Annotated in this window: 23 protein-coding genes; 15 read left to right on the plus strand and 8 right to left on the minus strand. The window is 62.7% G+C overall.

Going from position 1 to position 26,613, the window contains the following annotated elements; translation table 11 throughout:
• Positions 1-11: 11 nt before the first annotated feature.
• The 5 genes from moaE to LVS58_RS05910 form a co-directional block, all read right to left on the minus strand.
• Positions 12-458, minus strand: coding sequence for a molybdopterin synthase catalytic subunit MoaE (gene moaE, locus LVS58_RS05890; protein WP_233690246.1), 447 nt, complete (start codon positions 456-458; stop codon positions 12-14).
• Between the two features lie 2 nt (positions 459-460).
• Positions 461-706 (minus strand): molybdopterin converting factor subunit 1, encoded by a 246-nt coding sequence (moaD, locus tag LVS58_RS05895; protein WP_233690247.1) that lies wholly within the window; start codon positions 704-706, stop codon positions 461-463.
• The gene (moaC, locus tag LVS58_RS05900) at positions 706-1,176 is read right to left on the minus strand and encodes a cyclic pyranopterin monophosphate synthase MoaC (protein ID WP_003251775.1); all 471 of its coding nucleotides are present in this window, start codon (positions 1,174-1,176) and stop codon (positions 706-708) included. The genes moaD and moaC overlap by 1 nt, the downstream gene beginning before the upstream one ends.
• A 136-nt stretch (positions 1,177-1,312) precedes the next feature.
• Positions 1,313-2,707, minus strand: a complete 1,395-nt coding sequence (locus LVS58_RS05905) for a PhoH family protein (protein WP_003251772.1) — start codon at positions 2,705-2,707, stop codon at positions 1,313-1,315.
• Between the two features lie 281 nt (positions 2,708-2,988).
• Positions 2,989-4,116 carry a polysaccharide deacetylase family protein gene (locus LVS58_RS05910; RefSeq protein ID WP_233690248.1) on the minus strand — a complete coding sequence of 376 codons (1,128 nt, stop codon included), beginning with the start codon at positions 4,114-4,116 and terminating at the stop codon, positions 2,989-2,991.
• Positions 4,117-4,253: 137 nt separating this feature from the next.
• Here LVS58_RS05910 and yaaA point away from each other — a divergent pair, with 137 nt between their 5' ends.
• From yaaA to LVS58_RS05975, 13 genes are all read left to right on the plus strand, one after another.
• Positions 4,254-5,033, plus strand: a complete 780-nt coding sequence (gene yaaA / locus LVS58_RS05915) for a peroxide stress protein YaaA (RefSeq protein WP_233690249.1) — start codon at positions 4,254-4,256, stop codon at positions 5,031-5,033.
• An 842-nt stretch (positions 5,034-5,875) separates the two neighbouring features.
• Complete coding sequence (locus LVS58_RS05920; protein ID WP_233690250.1) at positions 5,876-7,192, plus strand: nucleotide sugar dehydrogenase; 1,317 nt, start codon at positions 5,876-5,878, stop codon at positions 7,190-7,192.
• A gap of 86 nt (positions 7,193-7,278) precedes the next feature.
• Positions 7,279-8,760, plus strand: a complete 1,482-nt coding sequence (locus LVS58_RS05925) for a glycosyltransferase family 2 protein (RefSeq protein ID WP_233690251.1) — start codon at positions 7,279-7,281, stop codon at positions 8,758-8,760.
• A 37-nt stretch (positions 8,761-8,797) separates the two neighbouring features.
• Positions 8,798-9,964 carry a PilZ domain-containing protein gene (locus LVS58_RS05930; protein WP_233690252.1) on the plus strand — a complete coding sequence of 389 codons (1,167 nt, stop codon included), beginning with the start codon at positions 8,798-8,800 and terminating at the stop codon, positions 9,962-9,964.
• 10 nt (positions 9,965-9,974) lie between these two features.
• Positions 9,975-11,408, plus strand: a complete 1,434-nt coding sequence (algK, locus tag LVS58_RS05935) for an alginate biosynthesis TPR repeat lipoprotein AlgK (RefSeq protein WP_233690253.1) — start codon at positions 9,975-9,977, stop codon at positions 11,406-11,408.
• Positions 11,405-12,883 (plus strand): alginate export family protein, encoded by a 1,479-nt coding sequence (locus LVS58_RS05940; protein ID WP_233690254.1) that lies wholly within the window; start codon positions 11,405-11,407, stop codon positions 12,881-12,883. The genes algK and LVS58_RS05940 overlap by 4 nt, the downstream gene beginning before the upstream one ends.
• A 22-nt stretch (positions 12,884-12,905) precedes the next feature.
• Positions 12,906-14,465: a mannuronan 5-epimerase AlgG gene (gene algG / locus LVS58_RS05945; RefSeq protein WP_233690255.1), complete on the plus strand. Its 1,560-nt coding sequence runs from the start codon at positions 12,906-12,908 to the stop codon at positions 14,463-14,465.
• Positions 14,466-14,478: 13 nt separating this feature from the next.
• Positions 14,479-15,918: an alginate O-acetyltransferase gene (locus LVS58_RS05950; protein WP_233690256.1), complete on the plus strand. Its 1,440-nt coding sequence runs from the start codon at positions 14,479-14,481 to the stop codon at positions 15,916-15,918.
• A gap of 8 nt (positions 15,919-15,926) precedes the next feature.
• Positions 15,927-17,030 (plus strand): mannuronate-specific alginate lyase, encoded by a 1,104-nt coding sequence (locus tag LVS58_RS05955; protein ID WP_233690257.1) that lies wholly within the window; start codon positions 15,927-15,929, stop codon positions 17,028-17,030.
• A gap of 181 nt (positions 17,031-17,211) precedes the next feature.
• A complete protein-coding gene (locus LVS58_RS05960) occupies positions 17,212-18,669 on the plus strand; it encodes an MBOAT family O-acyltransferase (protein ID WP_233690258.1) in 1,458 nt (485 codons plus the stop codon).
• 11 nt (positions 18,670-18,680) lie between these two features.
• The gene (locus LVS58_RS05965; protein ID WP_233690259.1) at positions 18,681-19,838 is read left to right on the plus strand and encodes an alginate O-acetyltransferase; all 1,158 of its coding nucleotides are present in this window, start codon (positions 18,681-18,683) and stop codon (positions 19,836-19,838) included.
• Positions 19,839-19,858: 20 nt separating this feature from the next.
• Positions 19,859-20,506, plus strand: a complete 648-nt coding sequence (locus LVS58_RS05970) for an alginate O-acetyltransferase AlgF (protein WP_233690260.1) — start codon at positions 19,859-19,861, stop codon at positions 20,504-20,506.
• Between the two features lie 35 nt (positions 20,507-20,541).
• On the plus strand, positions 20,542-21,996 hold the full coding sequence (locus tag LVS58_RS05975) for a mannose-1-phosphate guanylyltransferase/mannose-6-phosphate isomerase (RefSeq protein ID WP_233690289.1): 1,455 nt from the start codon (positions 20,542-20,544) through the stop codon (positions 21,994-21,996).
• Between the two features lie 39 nt (positions 21,997-22,035).
• On the opposite strand, the gene LVS58_RS05980 is transcribed toward LVS58_RS05975, so the two are convergent.
• Positions 22,036-22,263, minus strand: coding sequence for a hypothetical protein (locus LVS58_RS05980; RefSeq protein ID WP_233690261.1), 228 nt, complete (start codon positions 22,261-22,263; stop codon positions 22,036-22,038).
• 269 nt (positions 22,264-22,532) lie between these two features.
• Here LVS58_RS05980 and LVS58_RS05985 point away from each other — a divergent pair, with 269 nt between their 5' ends.
• Positions 22,533-22,997, plus strand: a complete 465-nt coding sequence (locus LVS58_RS05985) for a hypothetical protein (protein ID WP_010952405.1) — start codon at positions 22,533-22,535, stop codon at positions 22,995-22,997.
• A 31-nt stretch (positions 22,998-23,028) separates the two neighbouring features.
• Positions 23,029-23,841 carry an SDR family oxidoreductase gene (locus LVS58_RS05990; protein ID WP_233690262.1) on the plus strand — a complete coding sequence of 271 codons (813 nt, stop codon included), beginning with the start codon at positions 23,029-23,031 and terminating at the stop codon, positions 23,839-23,841.
• Between the two features lie 247 nt (positions 23,842-24,088).
• Here LVS58_RS05990 and LVS58_RS05995 read toward each other — a convergent pair whose 3' ends face one another.
• Both LVS58_RS05995 and LVS58_RS06000 read right to left on the minus strand, forming a co-directional pair.
• The gene (locus LVS58_RS05995; protein ID WP_233690263.1) at positions 24,089-25,543 is read right to left on the minus strand and encodes an efflux transporter outer membrane subunit; all 1,455 of its coding nucleotides are present in this window, start codon (positions 25,541-25,543) and stop codon (positions 24,089-24,091) included.
• Complete coding sequence (locus LVS58_RS06000) at positions 25,540-26,601, minus strand: HlyD family secretion protein (RefSeq protein ID WP_233690264.1); 1,062 nt, start codon at positions 26,599-26,601, stop codon at positions 25,540-25,542. Before LVS58_RS06000 ends, LVS58_RS05995 begins: the two co-directional genes overlap by 4 nt.
• Positions 26,602-26,613 lie beyond the last annotated feature (12 nt).

The following is a 26,613-nucleotide window of genomic DNA, read 5'->3' on the forward strand; positions in this document are numbered from 1 at the left end:
GGGCGCCTTGGTTACCAGCGCCCCGCCGCCTCCTGGTCACTCTCCTTCCCTTCCACCCATCTTGGCCCGTCCTGGGTATTCTCCTTCTTCCAGAACGGCGCCCGGGTCTTCAGGTAGTCCATGATGAAGTTGCAGGCATCGAACGCCGCCTGCCGATGGGCACTGGCCACCCCGACGAAGACAATCGGCTCGCCCGGCTCCAGCGCACCGATGCGGTGCAGCACCTCCACCTTCAATAGCGGCCAACGCTGCTCGGCCTCGACCACGATCTTGGCCAGGGCCTTTTCGGTCATGCCCGGATAGTGTTCGAGGAACATCCCCGCCACTTCGCGGCCATCGTTGAAATCCCGCACATAACCGACAAACCCGACTACCGCACCCACGCCCACATTGGCTGCATGCATGGCATTGGTCTCAGCCCCCGGGTCGAACGCACCTTCCTGCACTCGCACAGCCATGTTCAGCCTCCGGTCACCGGCGGGAAGAACGCCACTTCATCACCCTCTTCCAGCGGTTCATCGAGCTTGCACAGCTCTTCGTTGCGCGCGCACATCAGGTTCTGCTCGGCCAGTACTTCGTACTGCCCACCATTGGCTATCAAGGCCTGGCGCACATCATCGAGCACCTTGAACGCACCCTCTACCCGCTCGGCATCCACGCCCAACAGTTCGCGGTAACGGGCGAAGTACATCACTTTGACCTTCATCACGCCTCCACCTTGTAGTGGCCACTCTTGCCACCGAGTTTTTCCAGCAGGCGCACCTGCTCGATGACCATACCTTTATCCACAGCCTTGCACATGTCATAGATCGTCAGCGCGGCCACGCTGGCGGCGGTCAGCGCCTCCATCTCCACACCGGTCTGCCCGGCCAGCTTGCAACGGGCGACGATGCGCACGGCATCCTGCCCCTCGGCGCTGAGCTCGACCTTGACGCTGGTGAGCATCAGCGGGTGACACAGCGGAATCAGGTCGCTGGTTTTTTTCGCCGCCTGTATCCCGGCAATGCGCGCCACGGCGAACACGTCACCCTTGGGGTGTTCACCGTCGACGATCATCTGCAAGGTCTGCGGCAGCATGCGCACGCGCGCCTCGGCAGTAGCCTCACGCTCGGTCACGGCCTTTTCAGTGACGTCGACCATGTTGGCCCGCCCCTGGGAATCAAGATGTGTCAGCACTGCTCTGCTCCTGTGAAGGGAGTTCGCAGTGTAAACCTGTGGGTCAGGTTTGAGCAGAGATATGTGTCGGCAGGTTTGGCCCCTTCGCGGCCGAGCCCGCGAACAAGCCGGGCGGCGAACCGCCCGGCGGAAAGGGTTACAAATGCGACTCGGCGTACTCGGCCAGCACCGAGCGAGGCACACCCTGCAGAGTGATGTGCACGCCGTGGGGGAAGTCCTTGAAGCGCTCGGTCAGGTAGGTCAGGCCCGAGCTGGTCGCGGACAGGTAGGGGGTGTCGATCTGCGCCAGGTTACCCAGGCAGACCACCTTGGACCCGGAGCCGGCACGGGTGATGATGGTTTTCATCTGGTGCGGCGTCAGGTTCTGGCACTCGTCAATCAGGATCAGGCTCTGCTGGAAGCTACGGCCACGGATGTAGTTCAGCGACTTGAACTGCAGCGGCACGCGCTCAAGGATGTATTCCACGCTGCCATGGGTGCTTTCGTCATCCATGTGCAAGGCTTCGAGGTTGTCGGTGATGGCGCCCAGCCACGGCTCCATCTTCTCTGCTTCGGTACCCGGCAGGAAGCCAATCTCCTGGTCCAGCCCCTGCACGCTGCGGGTGGCGATGATGCGCCGGTAGCGCTTGCTGACCATGGTTTGCTCAATGGCCGCAGCCAGCGCCAGGATGGTTTTACCGGAGCCGGCGGCACCGGTCAGGTTCACCAGGTGGATATCCGGGTCCAGCAGGGCGAACAGCGCCAGGCTTTGGTGAATGTCGCGGGGTTTCAGGCCCCAGGCTTCCTGGTGCAGCAACGGCTCCTGGTGCAGGTCCAGCAGCAGCAGTTCGTCGTCACGAATGCCCTTGATCCAGCCGACGAAGCCCTGCTCATCGATGATGAACTCGTTGACGTGCACGGCCGGCAGGTTGTCGATCATCTGTACCCGATGCCAGGTGCGGCCGCGCTCCTGACGGGTATCGACCTTGCTCACGCGGTCCCAGAACGAGCCGGTGACCGAATGGTAGCCCTTGGACAGCAAGGACACGTCATCGACCAGTTGGTCGGTGCTGTAGTCCTCAGCCGCTATACCGCAAGCGCGCGCCTTCAGGCGCATGTTGATGTCTTTGGTGACCAGCACGACATCCAGGTCGGTGCGCCGGGCCCGTACTTCGAGCAACTGGTTGATGATGATGTTGTCGTTGAGGTTTTCCGGCAGCAGCTTGTTCGGCTCGTTGCGCGGGGTCATCAGGATGGACAGGAACCCCTTGGGGCCGCTCTTGTTGCGCTGGATCGGTACGCCCTGCTCGACATCGCTGGGCGAAGCGTCACCGAGGGTCTGGTCTATCAGGCGGATGGCCTGGCGGCATTCGGCGGCGATGCTCTGTTTGCCGGTCTTGAGCTTGTCGAGTTCCTCCAGCACCGTCATCGGGATGGCGACATGGTGCTCCTCGAAGTTCAGTAATGCGTTAGGGTCGTGAATCAGGACGTTGGTATCGAGCACATACAGGATTGGCTTGCTGGAGGAAGGGTTGCGTCCTTGGTCATCCATACTCGGTCACCTTATATCGAAGCCACACGGCGTGGTCTGTTACGCCGCAGAGTGACTGCCGCTGTCCCCGTATCCGCGTTGTTACGGGCGGGAAGCGAACCTGGCTAGGTGGGCCTGGATGACGCCACCTGTGCTGCAGGAATCGGCTGTCTGGTTTCTTCATACCGCAAAAACCATGACCGAAAAAAGCACTTTTACGCATTTTTGAAGTTTATTTTTCCGATTGACGAAGAGGCCTTGGCGCCAGCGTCAGAGGGGACTACGCTCATAAGTCATACCCTCTATTCGCTATATCCATATTCCCGGCAATCCTCCCAGCCGATACCGCTTTGCGCGGTATTGCGCAGCAACCATTCCACCGCCGGCTGCGCCTTGGGAAGGCTGTCATGAAACTGGATCACACCCTTGCGCCATAACAGCATCAGGGTCAACACGCGTTGCGCGGAGGCCTCTGCGTTCAATGCACCGTCGTCCTGAGCGTCGATGTCCCACAACGAGACCCGTAACTGCTGGCTGGCCATGAACGCCTCGCCGTCAGCCCGACGCTGGCCATAAGGTGGACTGAACAGCGGCACATACTGCTCGGGCAGATCAGCCTGCACCCGCGCCTGGCTGCGCCGCAGCGAATCCTGCCAGTCGGTCCACTGCGCATGGGAGCGGTATTCCCACCCCTGGATACCCACGCACTGCCCGTCATAGAGCTGGCGCAAGGCGTTTGCCGCCGCGCCATCACGGCGTTGCTGCAGGCGGTTACCGAGCGTGAAGAACGTGCCTTCGAGCTTTTGGCGGCGCAGGTAATCGGTGAGTAGATCCGTACTGCCCCCCTCGGGCCCGGGCCCGCCGACAAAGGTCAGCAGGAACATGCGGTCGTTCAGTTCGTCACCCTTGCGCTCGCGCGAAGACAACCGCTCAATTTCGCTGCTGGTCTGCGGCAGCAACGCCGCCTTGCGCAGCTGCTCGTCCAGGTAGCGGACATGGAACTGGTGGCTCGGCTCGATCCAGCCGGTATAGAACGCACCGACATCTGCAGCGAACGTCGCCGCTTGTGTGCGCAACTCCGCCATGGACGTGACCGGGTAGCAGAATGATGCATCCTGCTCACAACTGCGCTGCGCCTGTTGATAACCCTCCCACAGCCTCCGCCACATGCGCGCCCGAACCTGGCGCACCTTCTGTAGGTTGATCTGCCGCAGCCCCAGCCGGGCCGCCAGGCTTGCGTCATCCAGCAACTCGCTTTCGTGCAGCACTTGGGCGAACGAAAGGATTTCTGCCCGAGAGGCCACATCGAACAGCGCCGGGCTGTCCAGCTTTTCGGGCCACAGGCTGCGGTCCAGGCTGACCTGGGGTGAAGGGGCGGCTTGCGCGGCCAGGCTCAGCAGGCCGGCCAGCAAGGCAGAAGCAATGCGCACAGTGGAAGGCTCCGCAACGGCAAAACGCGAACTATAGCGCCTGCACCGACCATGGGCTGTGACTATTGTCGCCATAGTTTGGACTTGTACCGCCCACCCCGTAGAATCCTCGGCCAACGATGCCAGGAGCCGACCCGATGCTGACGGTGATTTCCCCCGCCAAGACCCTCGACTACGACACCCCGCCAGTGACCGAGCGCTTCACCCTGCCCCAGTACCTGGATGAATCCCAGGCCCTGATCCAGCAGCTGCGCGAACTGTCGCCGGCACAGATCAGCGAACTGATGCACCTGTCCGACAAGCTCGCCGGCCTGAATGCTGCGCGCTTTGGCAGCTGGACCCCAGACTTCACCCCGGCCAATGCCAAGCAGGCGCTGCTGGCGTTCAAGGGTGACGTGTACACCGGCCTCGATGCCGAGAGCCTGAGTGAAGACGACTTCAGCTACGCCCAGGACCACCTACGCATGCTCTCGGGCCTATATGGCCTGCTGCGCCCGCTCGACCTGATGCAGCCCTACCGCCTGGAGATGGGCACCAAGCTGGCCAACGCCCGCGGCAAGGACCTGTATGCCTTCTGGGGCACGCGCATCAGCGAATGGCTGAACCAGGCCCTGGCCGACCAAGGCGATGACGTGCTGTTGAACCTGGCCAGTAACGAGTATTTCAGTGCGGTGAAACGCAGTGCACTGAAGGCCCGGGTGATCGACGTCGACTTCAAGGACCAGAAAAACGGCCAGTACAAGATCATCAGCTTCTACGCCAAGAAAGCCCGAGGCATGATGAGCCGCTTCGTCATCCAGCAGCGCATCAGCACCCCGGAACAGCTCAAGCAGTTTGATGCTCAGGGGTACTACTACAGTGCCGAGCAGTCCAGGCCGGACCATTTGGTGTTCCTGCGCGATCACCCCTCGGAGTGACCCTGTAACGCCCCCTTCACGGCCAAACCCGCTCTTACAGGTAAATGCGCTACCTGTAGGAGCGGGTTCACCCGCGAAGAGGCCAGCAGCCATGCCCCCTCTCGCCCTGCAACAGGGCACGCTGCAAACCGCTATAACGCCATTAATTCGACGCCAAAAAACCAGCACCATCACCTTTATCGCAAAACGCCATAAGACCGTTCATACCTTTTTTGACGAATTCTGAAAAAATTTTTCAGATGCTGGCATAAAAATATCTCGCAACAGTTACGCCCTTGATACACGGGGGCGAAACACCCGCGTGCTATCAATTTGAAACTGTCCGCAACTGAATAAATATTTAGAAATCTTTCATTCGAGCGAAACCGGCTCCGGAACTTCTACCAAAGCCAATCGCTCATAGTGCCGTAACGATTTTCCTGCCTACGGGCTGTGAGAGATGACTTACAGATGACAGCGGCGGGTATCCACTGCCCGCCATAAAAAATTTGACAGGTATTACGGAACCCCCCGAAGACCTTGTCCATGCAGGAGAGAAGCGTCCCTTACAAATCGTCCTAGTGGTTGATTTCAAAGGATTTATTCACTTGAAAAAACAAGCACAGCAACGCGCCAAGTAGCGCGTTGCAATAAAGACGGCTGCATTTCAGGGCACGTTTTTTAATGAATGGCTATTGAGTGCCAACTTTGAGCGCATAACTTTTTGCGTTCCGGATTTATTTTGCCTGCGCTCGGCGAAGTGTGCATTCGCCATGGACCCGTGCGCCCGAAAACTGTTGTTAATCAACCCAGCCCGGCTCTCTGCGGAGGTGTCGGCGTGATAAACACATGAGGTGATAGCGATGCGTATCAGCATCTTTGGTTTGGGTTATGTGGGTGCAGTCTGTGCAGGCTGCCTGACGGCGCGTGGCCATGAAGTGATCGGTGTGGACGTGTCCAGCACCAAGATCGACCTGATCAACCAGGGCAAGTCGCCCATCGTCGAACCTGGCCTGGAAGCACTGCTGCAACAGGGCATCGCCAATGGCCGCCTGCGCGGCACTACCGACTTCGCCGAAGCCATCCGTGCCAGCGATGTGTCGATGATCTGCGTGGGTACCCCCAGCAAGAAAAACGGCGACCTGGGCCTGGAGTACATCGAGTCCGTGTGCCGCGAAATCGGCTACGTGCTGCGTGACACCACCCGCCGTCACACCATCGTGGTGCGCAGCACCGTGCTGCCTGGCACCGTCAAGAACGTGGTCATCCCGATCCTCGAAGATTGCTCGGGCAAAAAGGCCGGCGTCGACTTCGGTGTGGCGGTCAACCCGGAATTCCTGCGTGAAAGCACCGCCATCAAGGACTACGACCAGCCACCGATGACGGTCATCGGCGAACTGGACAGCGCCAGCGGTGACATCCTCCAGGCCCTGTACGAAGAACTCGACGCCCCGGTCATCCGCAAGCCGATCGAAGTGGCCGAGATGATCAAGTACACCTGCAACGTATGGCACGCCACCAAGGTCACCTTCGCCAACGAAATCGGCAACATCGCCAAGGCCGTGGGCGTCGATGGCCGTGAGGTGATGGACGTGGTCTGCCAGGACAAGGTCCTCAACCTGTCCCAGTACTACATGCGCCCAGGCTTCGCCTTCGGCGGCTCGTGCCTGCCCAAGGACGTACGCGCCCTCACCTACCGTGCCGCCAGCCTCGACGTGCGTGCACCGCTGCTCGACTCGCTGATGCGCAGCAACGAATCGCAGGTGCAGAACGCCTTCGAGCTGATCGAAGCCCACGACAAGCGCAAGGTCGCTCTGCTGGGCCTGAGCTTCAAGGCCGGCACCGACGACCTGCGCGAAAGCCCGCTGGTGGAACTGGCCGAGCGCCTGATCGGCAAGGGCTACCAGCTGGACATCTACGACGAGAACGTCCAGTACGCCCGTGTTCACGGCGCGAACAAGGACTACATCGAGTCGAAGATCCCACATGTGTCGTCGCTGCTCAACGCCGACCTGCAGCAGGTGATCGACAACGCCGACATCATCGTCCTCGGCAACCGTGACGAGCAGTTCCGTGCGCTGGCCCTGCAAGCGCCAGCCGGCAAGCAGGTGATCGACCTGGTCGGCTTCATGAACAAACCGACCAGCACCACCAACCGTACCGAAGGCATCTGCTGGTAAGTGCCCGACCGGGCAGCGATGAGGCACTCGACAAGAGCCGCCCCCTCGCTGCCCACCCTTTCCCGAATTCTCGACGGATGCTGAACATGCAAAGGCTCCAGACAGTGCTGTTGCAGTGTGCCGGGTGGCTGCTCTACATGAGCCTGCTCATGCTGATCGCCCTGGCCCTGCCGGCCGATATCTTCGACTCGCAGTCGAAGCACTTCATCTTCCTGGTCGGCGCAGTCGGCATCTGGCGCTATTCCATGGGCGCCACCCATTTCATCCGCGGCATGATCTTCCTCTACGGCGTGTACCCGTACCTGCGCCGCAAGGTGCAGAAAATGGGCAATGCCACCGACCCGTCGCATGTCTACCTGATGGTCACCAGCTTCCGTATCGAAGCGCTGACCACCGCCCAGGTATACAGCTCGGTGATCCGCGAGGCGATCAACTGCGGCTTCCCCACCACCGTGGTCTGCTCGCTGGTGGAAATGTCCGATGAACTGCTGGTGAAGAGCCTGTGGGCCAAGTACAACCCGCCGGCCCACGTGAAGCTGGACATCGTGCGTATCGCCGGCACCGGCAAGCGCGACGGCCTGGCCTACGGCTTCCGTGCCATCTCGCGCATGCTGCCGGACGACAACGCCGTAGTGGCGGTGATCGACGGTGACACCGTGCTGGCCGACGGCGTGGTGCGCAAGACCGTACCGTGGTTCAAGCTGTTCCCCAATGTGGGCGGCCTGACCACCAATGAATTCTGCGAAGTGCGTGGCGGCTACATCATGAGCGAGTGGCACAAGCTGCGCTTCGCCCAGCGCCACATCAACATGTGCTCGATGGCCCTGTCCAAGCGCGTACTGACCATGACCGGGCGCATGTCGATGTTCCGCGCCAGCGTGGTGACCAACCCCGAGTTCATCGCCGACGTCGAAAGCGATTCGCTGATGCACTGGCGCCTGGGCCGCTTCAAGTTTCTTACCGGGGACGACAAGTCCAGCTGGTTCAGCCTGATGCGCCTGGGCTACGACACCTTCTACGTGCCGGACGCCGCCATCAATACGGTCGAGCATCCGCCGGAAAAAAGCTTCCTCAAGGCCAGCCGCAAGCTGATGTACCGCTGGTACGGCAACAACCTGCGGCAGAACTCACGGGCACTGGGCCTTGGCCTGCACCGCCTGGGGCTGTTCACCAGCATCGTGTTGTTCGACCAGCGCGTGTCGATGTGGACCAGCCTGCTGGGCCTGACCGTGGCGGTGATCGCCAGCCTCAAATTCGGCATGGCCTTCCTGCTGGTGTACCTGCTGTGGATCGGCATCACTCGCCTGATCCTCACCATCATGCTGCTGTGCTCCGGCCACAACGTAGGCCCGGCCTACCCGCTGATTCTCTATTACAACCAGATCATCGGCGCGCTGATGAAGATCTACGTGTTCTTCCGCCTCGACAAGCAGTCATGGACGCGTCAGCCCACTGCCCTCAAGCGTGACCTCGCCAGCTTTCAACAATGGTTCAACACCTGGTCCTCGCGGACCATGACCTTCTCGGCTGCCAGCATCTTCGTTGCTGTGCTGTTCATGGTCGTGTGAGCCCAACCCGGATCGGATCTAACAGGAACAAACCACCATGAATACCGCCGTGAACGTCAATGTCGTGCATGAGTCCGAAGCCCAGCGCCAACACGCCCGGGTACGCATTCCCGCCAAGCTGCGGTTCCTGGACGCCCAGCGCCAGGTCCACGAAGTCAAAGTCGAAGACCTTTCTGCCGGCGGCCTGAGCTTCCACACCAAGCAACCGCAGTCGGTGGGCGATGTGTTGCGCGGGCGCCTGCAGTTCGTGGTCGACAACCTGGGCCTGTCGATCGACATCGAGTTCCAGGTGCGCTCGTACAACCCGGACAACGGCCGTATCGGTGCGCAATTCCAGAACCTTGAACCTCGCGACATCGCCACGTTGCGGCACATCATCACCAGCCACCTGTCGGGTGAGCTGATCAGCATCGGCGACGTACTCAGCACCCTGCAGCGTGACAACTTCACCAAGGCGCGCAAGCAGAAGGACGGCGGGTCGGGCCTGAGCGCCTTTGGCCGCTTCAAGGCGGTCACCGTCACACTGGGCGTGTTCGTGATCGGGGTTGCGGCCTTCGGCTTCGTCGCCAAATCGTTGTATGGCATGTACTTCGTCAGCCACGCCCAAGCAGGTGTGGTTGCAGTGCCGACCACCAACGTCACCATGCCGCGCGACGGTACCGTAAGCAGCCTGGTCGAAAGCGGTGGGCAGATCGCCAAGGGCGCGCCACTGGCCAGCTTCACCACCAGCATGCTGGACATGCTAAAGGGCAACCTGGAAGACGCACAGCTGGAGCCGGCGAAGATCGAGGAGCTGTTCGGCAAGCAGTTGTCCGGCACCCTCACCAGCCCCTGCGATTGCGTGGTCGCGCGCCAGTTGGTGGACGACGGCCAGTACGCCGCCAAGGGCCAGCCGATCTTCCAGCTGATCCCACGCACTACCAACCCGATGGTCGAGGCGCGCTTCAGCTACCGCCAGTTCGACGAGATCAAGCCAGGTACCCGGGTCAACTTCCAGGTGGCCGGCGAAGAGGAAGTGCGCACCGGTCAGATCGTCAGCAGCGCCAGCCTCAACAGCGAAGACCTGTCTTCCGACATCCGCGTGCAGATCAAGCCAGACAGCGGCCTGCCCGCCGAACTGGCCGGCCGCCCGGCCTCGGTCAACAGCGACCGTGGCCCGTCGCTGAACTGGCTGATCGACAAAGCCGTGGCCCGTGGCCTGTGAGGGACGGACAATGATCTCTGATACCTACAAAGCCCGCGCGAACCTTGGGTTGTGCGCGTTGGCCGCCGCCATCACCCTGGCCGGCTGTGCCGGCCTGCCCGACCAGCGCCTGGCCAACGAGGCCATGAAGCGCGGTGACACGGCATTGGCCGAGCGCAACTACAAGGCGCTGGCCGACCTGGGCTACAGCGAAGCGCAAGTCGGCCTTGCGGACATCAAGGTGGCCACCCGCGACCCCTCGCAAATCAAGGAAGCCGAAGCCACCTATCGCGCGGCAGCCACCACGTCGCCACGCGCCCAGGCGCGCCTTGGCCGCCTGCTGGTGGCCAAACCGGACAGCACCCAGGCCGAGCGCGAAGAAGCAGAGACCCTGCTCAAGCAAGCGGCCAGTCAAGGTGAAAGCAATACCCTGATCCCACTGGCGATGCTCTACCTCAGCTACCCGCAGAGCTTCCCCAAGGTCAACGCGCAGCAGCAGATCGACCAGTGGCGCGCCGCCGGCAACCCGGAAGCGGGCCTGGCCCAGGTGCTGCTGTACCGCACCCAGGGCACCTATGACCAGCACCTGGGCGAAGTGGAAAAGATCTGCAAGGCGGCGCTGAACAGCACCGACATCTGCTACGTCGAACTGGCCACCGTGTACCAGAAACGCGGCCAGGCCGACCAGCAAGCCGCCCTGCTCGGCCAGCTGAAGGCCGCCTACGCCCGTGGCGCAGTACCGGCCACCCGGGTTGACAGCGTGGCCCGTGTGCTGGCCGATCGCAGCCTTGGCCAGACCGACGAAAAAACCGCCAAGGACCTGCTCGAGCAAGTCGCCCCGGCCAACCCGGCGTCCTGGGTCAGCCTGGCGCAGCTGGTATACGACTTCCCCGAACTGGGCGACACCGACCAGTTGATGGCCTACATCGACAAAGGCCGTGAAGCTGAACAGCCACGCGCCGAACTGCTGCTGGGCCGTCTGTACTACGAAGGCAAAACCCTGCCAGCCGACGCTCATAAAGCCGAGCAGCACCTGCAAGCCGCTGCCGAAGCCGGTGAGATCAGTGCCCATTACTACCTGGGCCAGCTTTACCGCCGCGGCTACCTGGGCAATGTCGAGCCGCAGAAGGCCGTCGACCACCTGCTGGCCGCCGCCCGTGGCGGGCAGAACAGCGCCGACTATGCCCTGGCCCAGCTGTTCAGCGAAGGCCACGGCATCCGCCCGCAACCGGGCAACGCCTGGGTGTTCGCCCAGCTGTCGCAGGCCAACCCGACGCCGCAATCAGCCGAACTGCTGCAGCAGCTTGACCAGCAACTGACACCTGATCAGCGCAACCAGGCCCAGCAACTGCTGGACCAGGAAAAGCGTGCACGCGGCAGCATGGCGCAGGGCGCGAATAGCACCCTAGCCCTCGAAGCCCTGCAAGACGACGAAAAAGAAGTAGACGGTGAGGACTCGCTATGACGCTCAATCCCTTCGTGAAAGCCGGCATCGGCCTGAGCTTCGCCCTGCTGTGGTCCTGCCCGACCCTGGCGGAAATTACCGCTGAAAAAAACTTCGGCCTGGACGTGAAAATCACCGGCCAGTCGGAAGACGACCGTGACCTCGGCACCCGCTCTGGCGGCGACGTCAACGGCCTGGGCCTGGATCTGCGCCCGTGGGTGTATGGCGAGCGCGGTAACTGGAGTGCCTACGCCATGGGCCAGGCGGTCGCTGCAACCGACACCATCGAAACGGACACCTTGCGCCAGAACGACGACGGCACCAGCACCGACACCGGCGACGACAGCCGTCAACCCGACAAAAGCTACCTGGCCATGCGCGAGTTCTGGGTCGGCTACAGCGGCCTCACCGCCTACCCCGGCGAGCAACTGCGCTTCGGTCGCCAGCGCCTGCGCAGCGACGATGGCATGTGGCGCGATACCAACATCGAAGCGCTGAACTGGACCTTCGATACCACGCTGCTCAAGGCCGACCTGGGCGTAGCCCAGCGCTTCAGCGAATACCGCACCGACCTCACCGAGCTGGCGCCGGAAGACAAGGACCGCACGCACATCTACGGCAACGTCGCCACGCAGTGGACCCCTGGCCACTGGGTTGGCCTGCGCGCTCACCACACACATGACAGCGGCAGCCTGAAAAGCCCCGGCGAAACGGTCGACGCGCTGGACAAGACCCGCACTGGCGACCTCACCTGGCTGGGCCTGGAGGCCAACAGTGACGCCTACAACTGGCGCAACGACCACACCGTGAATTACTGGGGCAGCGTCACCTGGCTGACCGGTGACCGCGACACCCTCAGCAGCCAGGCCGTAGGTGATGAGCAGGTTGCCACCGGCAAGCAGAGCGGCGACGTCAATGCCTGGGCAACCGACCTCGGTATCCGCCTGCGCCTGGACCCGCAATGGCAGGTCGGCGCTGCGTACGCCCGCGGTAGCGGCGGCGGCGGGGATGACGGTTCGAACAACTTCGAACAGACCGGCCTGGAGAGCAACCGCTCCAACTTCACCGGCACCCGCTCGCGCGTGCACCGCTTCGGCGAAGCGTTCCGCGGCGAGCTGGGCAACCTGCAGGCCGCCACCCTGTTCGCCTCCTGGCAGCTGCGTGACGACTATGACGCGAGCCTGATCTACCACAAATTCTGGCGAGTCGATGGCAACCAGAACATCGGTTCCAGTGGCATCAACGCGGTGGTCAACGACAACGGCGTGAATCGCCCGCTGGTCGATGGCGAGAAAGACCTTGGCCAGGAAATGGACGTGGTCGTGACCAAGTACTTCAAGCAAGGCCTGCTGCCGGCTTCGATGAGCCAGGCAATCGACGAGCCGTCCGCCCTGGTGCGCCTGCGTGCCGGTGTATTCAAGCCGGGCGACGCCTACGGCAAGGAAGCGGACTCGTACATGCACCGCGCCTTCGTCGACGTCATCTGGCGCTTCTGAGGCCGGTAGGGGACTGACCGTGATGAACCTTCACCCGCACTTACGTCACAGCCTGTTGGCCAGTGCCTTGCTGCTGGCAAGCGGCCTGGCCACTGCCGCAGAGCCCCAGGTGATCGCCAAGGGGCTGCAGCAGGCCAAGACCTATACGGTGGCCAGCGCACCGATCGAGCCGCTGCAGATGGACCCGCCAAAGCTGCCCGACCTCACCGGTTTCACGGCCGAGGCGGTGCAGAAGAAAATCGACCGCCGTCACAAGGGCAAGGTCAGCCTGCGCCGTATGTTCCAGGAGGACACCCTCAAGGAGTTCGTCGGCGGCGACAACAAGGCCGCCGAGTGGGTGCAGCGCCAGCACGGCATCCCGCAGGCGATCTTCGTCGATGACGGCCATGTCGACCTGACCGAGTTGAGCAAGAAGGTACCCAAACAGTACTTCAGCGAAGTCGAGCCTGGGGTGTACCTGGCACGCCTGCCGATCGTGGTCGGGCAAAAGGGCATCCTCGAGATCGACGGCAAGGTCAAGCAGTTGCGCCTGTCCCAGGAGGGCGGCGCATTTCTGGTCAATGACGGCAAGCTGTTCGTAACCGACACCCAGGTGACCGGCTGGCGGGAAAAGGACAATGGCCCGGCGACCTTCCGCTCGCCCAAGGAATTCCGCCCGTTCCTGTTGTCGTGGGGCGGTACCGAGACCTACATCGTCAACACGAAGATGGCCAGCTTCGGCTACGCCAAGTCCAAGTCGTATGGCGTGAGCATCTCGCAGTACACCCCGAACATGGCCAAGCGCATGGGCCGCCCTGAGCCCACCGGCTGGATCATCGGTTCTGAGTTCAGCGACATGTGGTACGGCTTCTACTGCTACGAGACGCAGGACTTCGTGGTCAAGGACAGCACCTACCGCGACAACATCGTCTACGGCATTGACCCGCACGACCGTTCGCATCGCCTGATCATCGCTGGCAACACGGTGTACGGCACCAAGAAGAAGCACGGCATCATCGTTTCGCGTGAGGTCAACGACAGCTGGATCATCAACAACAAGAGCTACGACAACAAGCTCTCGGGCGTGGTGATCGACCGTAACAGCGTCAACAACCTGGTGGCCTACAACGAGATCTACCGCAACCACACCGACGGCATCACCCTGTACGAAAGCGGCGACAACCTGATCTGGGGCAACAAGCTGGTCAACAACCGCCGCCACGGCATCCGCGTGCGTAACAGCGTGAACATCCGCCTGTACGAAAACGTCGCCATGGCCAACGGCCTGGTCGGCGTATACGGCCACATCAAGGACCTGTCCGACACCGACCGCGACATCGCCCTCGACCCGTTCGACACCAAGGTGTCGCTGATCGTTGTGGGTGGCGAGCTGTCGGCCAACGGCTCCGGCCCGCTGTCGATCGACTCGCCGCTGTCGGTCGAGCTGTACAAGGTGTCCATGCTCGCCCCGCGCAAGGCCAGCGGCATCAGCCTCAATGGTGTGCTGGGCGAGCGCCAGGACGAAATCCTCGACCTGCTGGTACGCCAGCAGAAGGCTGTGCTGATCGACCCGGTCGAACGCCAGACCGAAATGATCGATTAAGGAAGCCCAGACCATGACTCCACACCTGATGAAACTGCTGGGCCTGTCCGCCGCCCTTCTGGCAATCAGCCAGGGCGTGCGCGCCGAAGACGTCAAGGCCCCGACCTTCAACGCCGAGCCCTGCTGCCAGCTGTGCCCTGAAGCGCACGATGCCAGCCGCTACACCACCCGCTATCAGCAAAACTTCACCACGCTGGTGCAGGCCAAGGGCGACTGGCTGTTCCGTACCCGCGAAGACCTGCGCACGGAGTTCAACACCACCCCGGCCGGCTACAAACGCCTGCAGCAAGTGCACGACGCGTTCAAGAAACGGGGCGTGGAACTGGTGGTGGTGTACCAGCCGACCCGTGGCCTGGTGAACCGCAACATGCTCAACCCGGCCGAAAAGGCCGCGTTCGATTACCAGAAGGCCCTGGGCAACTACCAGGCCATGCTCAAGCGCTTCGCCAGCATGGGCTACAACGTGCCCGACCTGTCACCGCTGACCAACGAGCAACTGGCCGCCGCCGACCAGGGCAAGGACTTCTACTTCCGTGGCGACCAGCACTGGACGCCGTACGGTGCCGAGCGCGCGGCGAAGATCGTGGCCGACACCGTGCACAAGATGCCGGCTTTCGAAGGCATCCCGCGCAAGGAATTCGAGACCAAGAAGTCCGGGCGCATGGGCAAGACCGGCACCCTGCACAACGTTGCCGGCCAACTGTGCGGCACCAGCTACGCCGTCCAGTACATGGACCAGTTCGCCACCGAGCCGAAAGGCGCGAGCGGCGGCGACGACCTGTTCGGTGACAGCGGCAACGCGCAGATCACCCTGGTCGGTACCAGCCACAGTGGCAAGAACTACAACTTCTCGGGCTTCCTCGAGCAATACATCGGCGCCGACGTGCTCAACGTCGCCTTCCCAGGCGGTGGCCTGGAAGGGTCGATGATCCAGTACCTGGGCAGCGAGGAATTCCAGAAGAACCCGCCGAAGATCCTGATCTGGGAATTCTCCCCGCTGTACCGCCTGGACCAGGAAACCATCTGGCGGCAAATCCTTGGCCTGCTCGATGACGGCTGCGACGACCGCCCAGCCCTGATGAGCGCCAAAGCCACCCTCAAGCCTGGCAAGAACGAGCTGATGGTCAACGGCAAGGGCGGCGTCATCAAGGACCTGATCAACCGCAACCTGCAGATGGACGTCAAGTTCGAAGACCCCTCGGTGAAGGTGTTGCAGGCCACCCTGTGGTACCTCAACGGCCGCCACGAGGACATCAAGCTGGAAAAACCGGAAACCTCCGACACCGACGGCCGCTTCGTCTTCCAGATGCGCGAAGACGAGGACTGGGCCAGCCAGAACCTGCTGGCGTTCGAGGTTCAGGGGCCGGAAAGCGGCACCCAGAAGGTCGAAGCCAAGCTCTGCAAACGCAACAACTTTGCCGTGCCTGCGCAAACCGCGCAGGCGGGCCAGTGAGGCGCGCCATGACCATTTTCAAGCGAATTTCCAGCCCCGCCCTGCTCGCGTTGGCCCTGTTTGGCGGTGCCGCGCACGCCGCGCTGGTACCGCCGCAGGGTTACTACGAGGGGATCGAAAAGCTCAAGGTCGGCGACGGCAATTTCCGCTGCGAAGCGGCGCCCAGGCCATACACCGGCCCGCTGCAGTTTCGCAGCAAGTACGAAGGCTCGGACAAGGCACGGGCAACGCTCAACGCAGCCTCGGAAAAGGCCTTCCGCACGTCGACCGAAGACATCACCACGCTGGAGAAAGGCGTGAGCAAGATGGTCGGCCAGTACATGCGCGACGGCCGCCCGGCGCAACTCGACTGCACCCTGACGTGGCTGGGCACCTGGGCACGCGCCGGTGCATTGCTGTCCACCGACTACAACCATACCGGCAAGTCGATGCGCAAATGGGCGCTGGGCAGCATGAGCGGTTCGTGGTTGCGGCTGAAGTTCTCCAACTCGCAGCCGCTGGCCGCACACCAGGCCGAGGCCGACCTGATCGAAAAATGGCTCACCCGCCTGGCCGAGCAGACTGTGCGCGACTGGAGCGACCTGCCGCTGGAAAAAATCAACAACCACAGCTACTGGGCGGCCTGGTCGGTGATGGCTACCGCCGTCGCCACCGACCGCCGCGACCTGTTCGACTGGGCCGTGAAGGAATACAAGGTTGGCGCCAACCAGGTGGATGACCAGGGCTTCCTGCCCAACGAAATCAAGCGCAAGCAGCGCGCGCTGGCCTATCACAACTACGCCCTGCCACCGCTGGCGATGATTGCCAGCTTCGCCCAGGCCAATGGCGTCGACCTGCGCGCCGAGAACAACTTCGCCTTGCAGCGCCTGGGTGAAGGCGTGCTGGCCGGCGCCCGCGACCCCAGCCACTTCAAGGCGCGTGCGGGCAAGCAACAGGACCTGACCGACCTCAAGGTCGACAGCAAGTACGCCTGGCTCGAGCCCTGGTGTGCGCTGTACCACTGCGTCGGCGACACGCTTGAGCGCAAGCACGACATGCAGCCGTTCAACAGCTTCCGGCTGGGGGGCGATGTGACCCGGGTCTACGACCCAAGCGCAGAGCGTAAAAAGTAACACCATCCCTGTAGGAGCGGGTTTACCCGCGAAAGGGCCGGGCCTGCCATCTGCGGTGCCCTGTGCCGGCCTCATTCGCGGGTAAACCCGCTCCTACGGGGGACTAGGTATCTCCCGCCTTTCGTGGGGGGTTTGGGGGGCGCTTTGCCCTGGATGCTGTGAACAAATTAGGAGAACCGGGATGGTCTTCTCGTCCAACGTGTTCCTGTTCCTGTTCTTGCCGATCTTCCTCGGCCTGTACTACTTGAGCGGGCAACGCTATCGCAACCTGCTGCTGCTGGTCGCCAGCTACATCTTCTACGCCTGGTGGCGGGTGGACTTCCTGGCACTGTTCGCCGGCGTCACCCTGTGGAACTACTGGATCGGCCTGAAAGTCGGTGCCGCCGGTGTACGCACCAAACCGGCACAGCGCTGGCTGCTGCTCGGCGTGGGTGTCGACCTGGCGATCCTCGGCTACTTCAAGTACGCCAACTTCGGCGTCGACAGCCTGAACGCGATCATGACTTCGTTTGGCCTGGAGCCATTCATTCTGACCCACGTGCTGCTGCCGATCGGTATCTCGTTCTACATCTTCGAGTCGATCAGCTACATCATCGACGTATACCGCGGCGACACCCCGGCTACCCGCAACCTGATCGACTTCGCAGCGTTCGTAGCGATCTTCCCGCACCTGATCGCAGGCCCGGTGCTGCGCTTCAAGGACCTGGTCGACCAGTTCAACAACCGCACCCACACCCTGGACAAGTTCTCCGAAGGCTGCACCCGCTTCATGCAGGGCTTCATCAAGAAAGTGTTCATCGCCGACACCCTGGCCGTGGTCGCCGACCACTGCTTCGCCCTGCAAAACCCCACCACGGGCGATGCCTGGCTCGGCGCCCTGGCCTACACCGCGCAGCTGTACTTCGACTTCAGCGGCTACAGCGACATGGCCATCGGCCTGGGCCTGATGATGGGCTTCCGTTTCATGGAAAACTTCAAGCAGCCCTATATCAGCCAGTCGATCACCGAGTTCTGGCGGCGCTGGCACATCAGCCTGTCGACCTGGCTGCGCGACTATCTGTACATCACCTTGGGCGGTAACCGCAAAGGCACCTTCAACACCTACCGCAACCTGTTCCTGACCATGCTGCTGGGCGGCCTGTGGCACGGTGCAAACTTCACCTACATCATCTGGGGCGCCTGGCACGGCATGTGGCTGGCCATCGAACGCGCGCTGGGCATCGACACCAACCCGCAGCGCTTCAACCCGGTGAAGTGGGCCTTCACCTTCCTGCTGGTGGTGGTCGGCTGGGTGATCTTCCGCGCCGAGAACCTGCATGTGGCCGCCCGTATGTACGGCGCCATGTTCAGCTTCGGCGACTGGCAGCTGTCGGAGCTCAACCGCGCCCAGCTCACCGGTCTGCAGGTGGCTACCCTGGTCATCGCCTACCTCACCCTGGCGTTCTTCGGCCTGCGCGACTTCTACCGCAATGCCAGACCGACGCCCAAGGCGACCCCGGTGCAGGTCAACGCTGACGGCTCGATCGGCCTGGACTGGACCCGGGTGATGACCCGCGCACTGATCCTGCTGCTGTTCGTCGCCTCGATCCTCAAGCTTTCGGCGCAAAGCTACTCGCCGTTCCTTTACTTCCAGTTCTGAGGTTGATGACCATGACCCGGACATTACGCATCACCTATTCCCTGTCGTTCCTCGGCCTGCTGGTCGGCATGGGCGTCTGGTCCACCGGTGGCCTGCAGAGTTTCCAGCGTACCGAGCAGATGACCCTGCTCAACGGCAAGCTGGCCAAGGCCGCCGAGACCCACTACGACGCCGAGTTCCCGATCAAGCGCCTGGGCACCAACCTGTGGGCGGCAATGGACTTCAAGCTGTTCAACGAAGGCCGCCCCGGTGTGGTCCTGGGCCGCGACCAGTGGTTGTTCAGTGACGAAGAGTTCAAGCCCACCGCCGGTGCCGAGCAACTGATGCAGGAAAACCTGGCTCTGATCCGTGGCGTGCGCGACACCCTGCAGCAACACGGTAGCCAGCTGGTGCTGGCGATTGTGCCGGCCAAGGCGCGGGTCTACGCCGAATACCTGGGCAAAGAGCAGCCTGCCAGCCTGCATGACGACCTGTACAACCAGTTCCATGCCCAGGCACGCCAGGCCAACGTGTTCGCACCGGACCTGATGGCACCCATGGAGCAGGCCAAGGCCCGCGGACAGGTGTTCCTGCGTACGGACACCCACTGGACGCCTATGGGGGCCGAAGTGGCGGCGCAGGCGCTGGCCGAAGCGGTCAGCCGCCAGAGCCTGCTCAACGGCGACCCACAAGCCTTCATCACAGAAGCCGGCAATACCGCCCCCTACAAGGGCGACCTGACCAACTTCCTGCCACTGGACCCCTTGTTCAGCAACCTGCTGCCGGCCCCGGACAACCTGCAGCAACGCACCACCCGGCCGGTCGATGCCGAGGGTGACGCCGGCGACGCATTGTTTGCCGACAAGCAGATCCCGGTTGCACTGGTAGGCACCAGCTACAGCGCCAACCCGCACTGGAACTTCCTCGGCGCGCTGCAGCAGGCCCTGCGCAGTGACGTCGCCAACTACGCCGAAGACGGCCATGGCCCACTGCTGCCGATGCTCAAGTACCTGCAAAGCGATGCCTTTAAAAACGCCGCACCACAAGTGGTGGTGTGGGAATTCCCCGAACGTTATCTGCCAATGAAAAACGACCTCAGCAGCTTCGATCCGCAGTGGATCGCGCAGCTGAAAAACTCCCGTAAATCCGAAGAAAACCTGGCCTTGTCGTCCACCCGGACAGACCACTGACTGATAGAGAGGAAATGCACATGACTACCAAGACTTCCATTGCCAAAGCCCTCACCCTCGCGGCCGGCCTTTCCCTTGCTTCGATGCAGGCCTTCGCCGGTGCCGACGCCGCACTGTATGGCCCAAGCGCGCCGAAAGGCTCGACCTTCGTACGCCTGTACAACGCAACCAGTGCACCCGCCGCCGCGTCGGTCGGCAACACCCAGATCAAACAGGTTGGCGCACAGGCCAGCAGCGACTTCAGCTTCCTGCCAGGCGGCGACTACACCGCTCAGGTCGGCGGCAAGAGCGTGCCGGTCAAGCTGGCCTCGGACAAGTATTACACCCTGGTCAACAGCAACAGCGGCAACCCGAAACTGATCGAAGAACCACCGTTCAAGAACAAGCAGAAAGCCCTGGTGCGCTTGCAGAACCTGAGCGACCAGCCACTGACCCTGAAAACCGCCGACGGCAAGACCGAAGTGGTCAAGCCGGTGGCCGCCAACGGCCGTGGCGAACGCGAAATCAACCCAGTCAAGGTCAACCTGGCGCTGTACCAAGGAGACAAGAAAGTGGGCGACGTGAAACCCGTCGCCCTGGAGCGCGGCGAAGCCGCAGTGCTGTACGTAACGGGTTCCGGCAACGCCTTGTCGCCGGTGTGGGTAACTCGCCCCGTGGCTAGCAACTGATTCCCCTGCCTCTCAACGACTATTGGAGAAACATGATGATCCCGGTAATTCTTTCTGGTGGTAGCGGTTCCCGTCTGTGGCCTCTGTCGCGCAAGCAGTTCCCCAAGCAGTTCCTGGCCCTGACCGGTGAACACACCCTGTTCCAGCAAACCATCGAGCGCCTGGTGTTCGAGGGCATGGACACGCCGATCGTGGTCTGCAACAAGGACCACAAGTTCATCGTCCAGGAGCAGCTGGCCGCCCTGAAGCTCGAAACCCAAGGCATCCTGATGGAGCCGTTCGGCCGTAACACCGCGCCGGCCGTGGCCATGGCGGCGATGAAGCTGGTCAACGAAGGCCGCGACGAGCTGATGCTGGTGCTGCCTGCCGACCACGTGATCGAGGACCAGAAGGCGCTGCAACGCGCCCTGGCCCTGGCCACCGTGGCCGCCGAGCGTGGCGAGATGGTGCTGTTCGGCGTGCCGGCAACCAAGCCGGAAACCGGCTATGGCTACATCCGTTCCAGCCAGGACGCGCTGCTGCCCGAAGGCGTGGCGCGGGTTGCCCAGTTCGTCGAGAAGCCCGACGAAAAACGCGCGGCCGAGTTCGTCCAGGCCGGTGGTTACTTCTGGAACAGCGGTATGTTCCTGTTCCGCGCCAGCCGCTTCCTCGAAGAGCTGAAAAAGCACGACGGCGACATCTACGATACCTGCGTACTGGCCCTGGAGCGCAGCCAGGAAGACGGCGATGTACTGAGCATTGACGAAGCCACCTTCGCCTGCTGCCCGGACAACTCCATTGACTATGCGGTGATGGAGAAAACCCAGCGTGCCTGCGTGGTGCCGATGTCGGCCGGCTGGAGCGATGTAGGCTGCTGGTCGTCGCTGTGGGAAGTGCACGAGAAAGACGACAACGGCAACGTCACCAAGGGCGACGTGGTGGTGCAAGACAGCCGCAACTGCATGATCCACGGCAATGGCAAACTGGTGTCGGTGATCGGCCTGGAGAACATCGTGGTGGTCGAGACCAAGGATGCCATGATGATTGCCCACAAGGACAAGGTCCAGGGCGTCAAGCAGATGGTCAAGACCCTCGACGAACAGGGCCGCACGGAAACCCAGAACCACCTGGAAGTGTATCGCCCGTGGGGCTCGTACGACTCGGTGGACATGGGTGGCCGCTTCCAGGTCAAGCACATCACCGTCAAGCCGGGCGCCAGCCTTTCGCTGCAGATGCACCACCACCGCGCCGAGCACTGGATCGTGGTATCCGGTACCGCCGAGGTGACCTGCGACGAGAACGTGTTCCTGCTGACCGAAAACCAGTCGACCTACATCCCCATCGCTTCGGTGCACCGTTTGCGCAACCCGGGCAAGATCCCGCTGGAGATCATCGAAGTGCAGTCCGGCAGCTACCTGGGCGAGGATGACATCGAGCGCTTCGAGGATGTGTATGGGCGCACGTCCACACCCATCGAGCGCGGCGTTTCGGTGAAGACCATCGCGCAGTAAATGCTGACTCGCCCCTGGGCTGACCAGGGGCGAGCCTGTTCATTCAAGGGTCGGGGCTATGACGTAGATGTCGAATGGGCCACCCACCACCTTGAAAGGTCGCTGCAAATCATCCTCCCCTTCAAATTCGAAGGACTCAGCCCTGATGCGTGTGGCGGTCATCTCGAGTTTCCGGATACGCCCGGATTTGGCATAGCCGCCATAGGTTGTGCCGCGCTTGTGAACAAGCGCCCGGTTCTCCTCCCCCCCGATAACGACATCCCGCACGCCTTCCTGTAATGCCAGGTCGAAGTCAATGTAGACGTCCGCATCCAGGCGTTCTTTTCATTTCTTGCACAAGCTTTTGCTCAACCGATGTGTCACTCATGGCCATGCTCCTTTTGAATTGGCATGGCGGAATCTAGAATGGATGTACCTTTTCCACTACTCGCAGCACTGCTAGGTCTAGCTTCTGGCACAGTGACTCACCGGTGACATGACCGCTGGGTTCTCGATAGGCTGTAGCCATCCATCCGCGCGAATGAGGCGATTACGCGATGCTGATCGGTGCCCTGCTGATCCTCACCTGGCTGGTGTTGTTGTTGCGCTACCCAGCCAAGGCTCTTCCCATTTCCCTGGCGGCCGTGTGTGGCTTGGGCCTGGTGGCCTTGTTCGTCGTCTGGCAAGACAGCCGCGAAAGCAGTCGACTGGCACGCTTGGACCTGCGCCTGACCTACGCTCCCGAACACTGTCCCGCCGACCGTGCGCTGCAGGTACGCATGAAGAACGGCAACGACGTGCCGCTGACCGAACTGCGCTGGCGCGTGGCGGCGTACGCACCGGGCGATACCGTGAATCTGGCCGAGAACACCTACAATGCACCGCGATACCGAGGGCCAGGTGAATTGCAGCCGGGTGCCGAGTGGCAAGACTGCCTGCCATTGCCGCCGCTGCGTTCCGGCTATCGGCCGCAGACCCTGGAATTCCGTGCCGAGCACCTGCAAGGTACGTTTGCCAATTGATGTGTTTCCTCCATGACAACAGGCCCCTACCATGCCCACCGTCCTGATCACCGGTTGTTCCAGCGGCATCGGCCGCGCCCTGGCCGACGCCTTCCGCGATGCGGGCCACCATGTCTGGGCCACCGCCCGCAAGCCTGAGGATGTCGAGAAACTGAGTGCCGCCGGCTACACGGCCCGGCAGCTGGATGTAAACGACGGTGAGGGGCTGGCCCGGTTGGCAGAGGAACTGGAAACCCTCGATATCCTGATCAACAACGCCGGCTACGGCGCCATGGGCCCACTGCTCGATGGTGGCGTCGACGCCCTGCGCCAGCAGTTCGAAACCAACGTCTTCGCCGTGGTCGGCGTTACCCGGGCGCTGTTCCCGCTGCTACGCCGCTCCCGCGGCCTGGTGGTGAATATCGGCAGTGTCTCGGGCGTGCTGGTCACGCCATTCGCCGGCGCGTACTGCGCCTCGAAGGCGGCTGTGCATGCCCTGAGCGATGCCTTGCGCCTGGAGTTGGCGCCGTTCGGTGTGCAGGTGATGGAAGTACAGCCAGGCGCAATTGCCTCGCAGTTCGCCAGCAATGCCCAGCGCCAGGCCGAGCAGGTGCTGGTGGCAGACTCGGCGTGGTGGCCTTTGCGTGAGCATGTGCAGGCGCGGGCGCGGGCATCGCAGGACAAGCCAACGTCGGCGGCGGTATTTGCCCAAGGCGTGCTGGCAGCAGTCGGCAAGTCGCCGGCGCCAGCGCGGGTGCGGCTGGGAAATGGCAGTACAGCCTTGCCGCTGATGGCACGGTTGCTGCCGCGGCGTTTGCTGGACTGGGCGCTGCGCAAGCGCTTTGGCCTGTTGCGACCGCTTTGAGTGATCGCCTGCCTGTATCCGCGAAATGGCCGGGCCAACTGGCCAATCTCCAACCGCCGTTCACTGTTGCCGCCGCTACCGTATTCGCGAGTAAACCCGCTCCTACACACATTGGTGGTGGACACACATCGGAGGTTGGACACAGCCCCCTGTAGGAGCGGGTTCACCCGCGAAGAGGCCGGTACAGGCTGTAAAGAATCAGGCCTTGAACCACAATGCCCCACCCTCCAAAACCAGCGCGTCCTCCCTAGCTGTGAGCATTCGGCTGCGGCTCGTCAAACGCCTGCCAGCCACCACCCAGGGCCTTGTAAAGCCCCACCAGCGCCTGCGACACCGCCGCCGAGCTGTCGATCCATTGCTCCTCGCTGGCCAGCAGCGCGCCTTGCACCGTCAGCACGTTGAGAAAGTCCACCGCCCCTTCCACATACTGGCGCTGGGCGGTTTCCAGGGCGATGCGGTTTTGCCGCACGGCCTCGGCAAGGTGGTCACGGCGCAACTGACTGGCGTTGTACAGGCGTAGCACATCGTCAATTTCATGCCAGGCCGCCAGCACCACCTTGCGGTAGTTCAACGCGGCTTCCTGCTGCTGCGCCTCGCGCAGTTCCAGGGTGCCCTTGAGCCGGCCGCCCTCGAAGATCGGCAGTGACAACTGCGGCCCGAAGGCAAAACGGCGCGAATCCCAGCCACCGAAATCCGACAGCTGCAGGGCCTGGAAGCCGACACTGCCCGACAGGCGGATGCTCGGGTAGAAATCCGCCTTGGCCACGCCAATGCTGGCGGTGGCGGCATGCAGACGGGCCTCGGCCTGGCGGATGTCTGGGCGCCGCTCGGCCAGTTCGGACGGCAAGCCGATGGCAAAGGTCTGCTGTGGCGCAGGCAGCTCGCCGCCTTGCAGCAATTCGGCCTGCAGGCTGCGCGGCGGCTCGGCAGCGAGCAGGCTGAGGGCATTGATCAGGTCATCACGCCGCGCTTCCAGGCTTGGCAGGCGCGATTCGATAGACGCGACCTGGGCGCTGGCCTGGGCCACATCCAGGCGTGTGGCAACGCCTTCGGCCTGGCGGTCCTGGGACAGCTTCAGGCTGTGCCGGGCGACCCTGAGGTTGTCCTGCGTCACAGCGAGGGTGTGCTGCACGGCACGCAGCTGGATGTAATTGCCGGCGGTTTCCGAAAGCAGTGCCAGCAGCACACCGCGGCGGTCATTCTCGGCCACTTCGACCGTGGCATCGGCAGCCTCGACCTGACGCCGCACACGGCCCCACAGGTCCAGTTCCCAACCGGCCACCAGGTCGCCCTGCCAGAGGTTGAAGGCTTCTTTCCCGGCCTTGCCGGACGGATCGCTCAAGCCATCGGCGCTGTTACGAGCGCGGCTGTAACCGGCGTTCACATCCACCGACGGTACTTCGTCGGCAGCCAGGGTACTGCGCAGGGCACGGCTTTGCAGCAGCCGCGCGCTGGCCATCTGCAGGTCGAGGTTGCGTTCGGCAACGCGCTGGATCAAAGCGCTCAGGCGGGCATCGTGGAACGTTTCCCACCAGCACAGCTCAAGCGGTTCGGCCTGCGGCTGGCTGGCCGCCGCCTCGCCTTGCAGCGGCGCCCACTGCTGCGGGGCCTGGCTATCTGGGCGCAGGAAATCCGGGCCCAGGGTGCAACCGGCCAGCAGCACGGCCAGCAGCAACGGGCTCAAGCGTAATCCCGGTTTCATCGCGCGCTTACCTCTTTGCCGTCCAGCTTGTCGCCACGCGTGTCGATGGTGGCTTCTACCGACATGCCCACACGCAGGCGGGTGAGCAGTGGCTGGCCATCATCGAAGACGATCTTTACCGGAATGCGTTGCACCACCTTGGTGAAATTGCCGGTGGCATTGTCTGGCTTGACCGCGGCGAAGGTGACGCCGGTAGCCGGGGCAATGCTTTGCACATGGCCTTGCAGCGTTTCGCCGGAGAACGTGTCGACACTGATGCGCACCGGCTGGCCCGGCTGTACGTGGGTCAGCTGGGTTTCCTGGAAGTTGCCGACCACATAGGCCTGCTGCAACGGCACCACCGACAACAGGCGGGCGCCCGGGTTGACGTAGGCCCCCACACGCAAGGCGCGTTCACCGACCATACCGTCCACCGGCGCTGTGATGCGGGTGTAGGACAGATCGAGCTGGGCCTTTTCCAGGCCTGCTTCGGCACGCTTGAGCTGGCCATCGGCGCTGGCCACTTGAGCCGTGAGGATGTCGACCTGCTTGCGCGCCGCCACCCGTGCAGCTTGAGCGTTGGCCAGGCGAGCACGGGCTTGATCGACAGCGCTGCGCGCCTGCTGTGCGTTCTGCACGGTACCCGCGCCCTGCTCGGCAAGGCGGCTGTAGCGGTTGACTTCATGGTCGGCGAACGCCACTTCAGCCTGGGCCGCCTTCACTGCCGCTTCGGCCTGGGCAATCAGCGCGTCCTGGCGTTCAAGCGTGGCGCGGGCATCGGCGCTTTGTGCCTGGGCTACCAGCAACTGCGCCTGCGCAGCATCCAGCGCGGCCTGGTAGTCACGCGCATCGATGGTCGCCAGCAACTGGCCAGCCGTGACCTGCTGATTGTCTTCCACCAGCACTTGCTTGATGAAACCGGCGACTTTGGGCGCGACCACGGTGTAGTCGGCGGTCACATAGGCGTCATTGGTGCGCTGGCGGTGGTCGCTGCCAAACATCCAGGGGCCGACGATGCCGGCCAGGACGGCCACGGCCAGCACCGAGCCGATGAACAGGGTTTTGCGGTTGTTGGTCATTTCAATGGTTCT

This window comes from Pseudomonas sp. JR33AA, from assembly GCF_021378985.1.
GTDB lineage: Bacteria > Pseudomonadota > Gammaproteobacteria > Pseudomonadales > Pseudomonadaceae > Aquipseudomonas > Aquipseudomonas alloputida.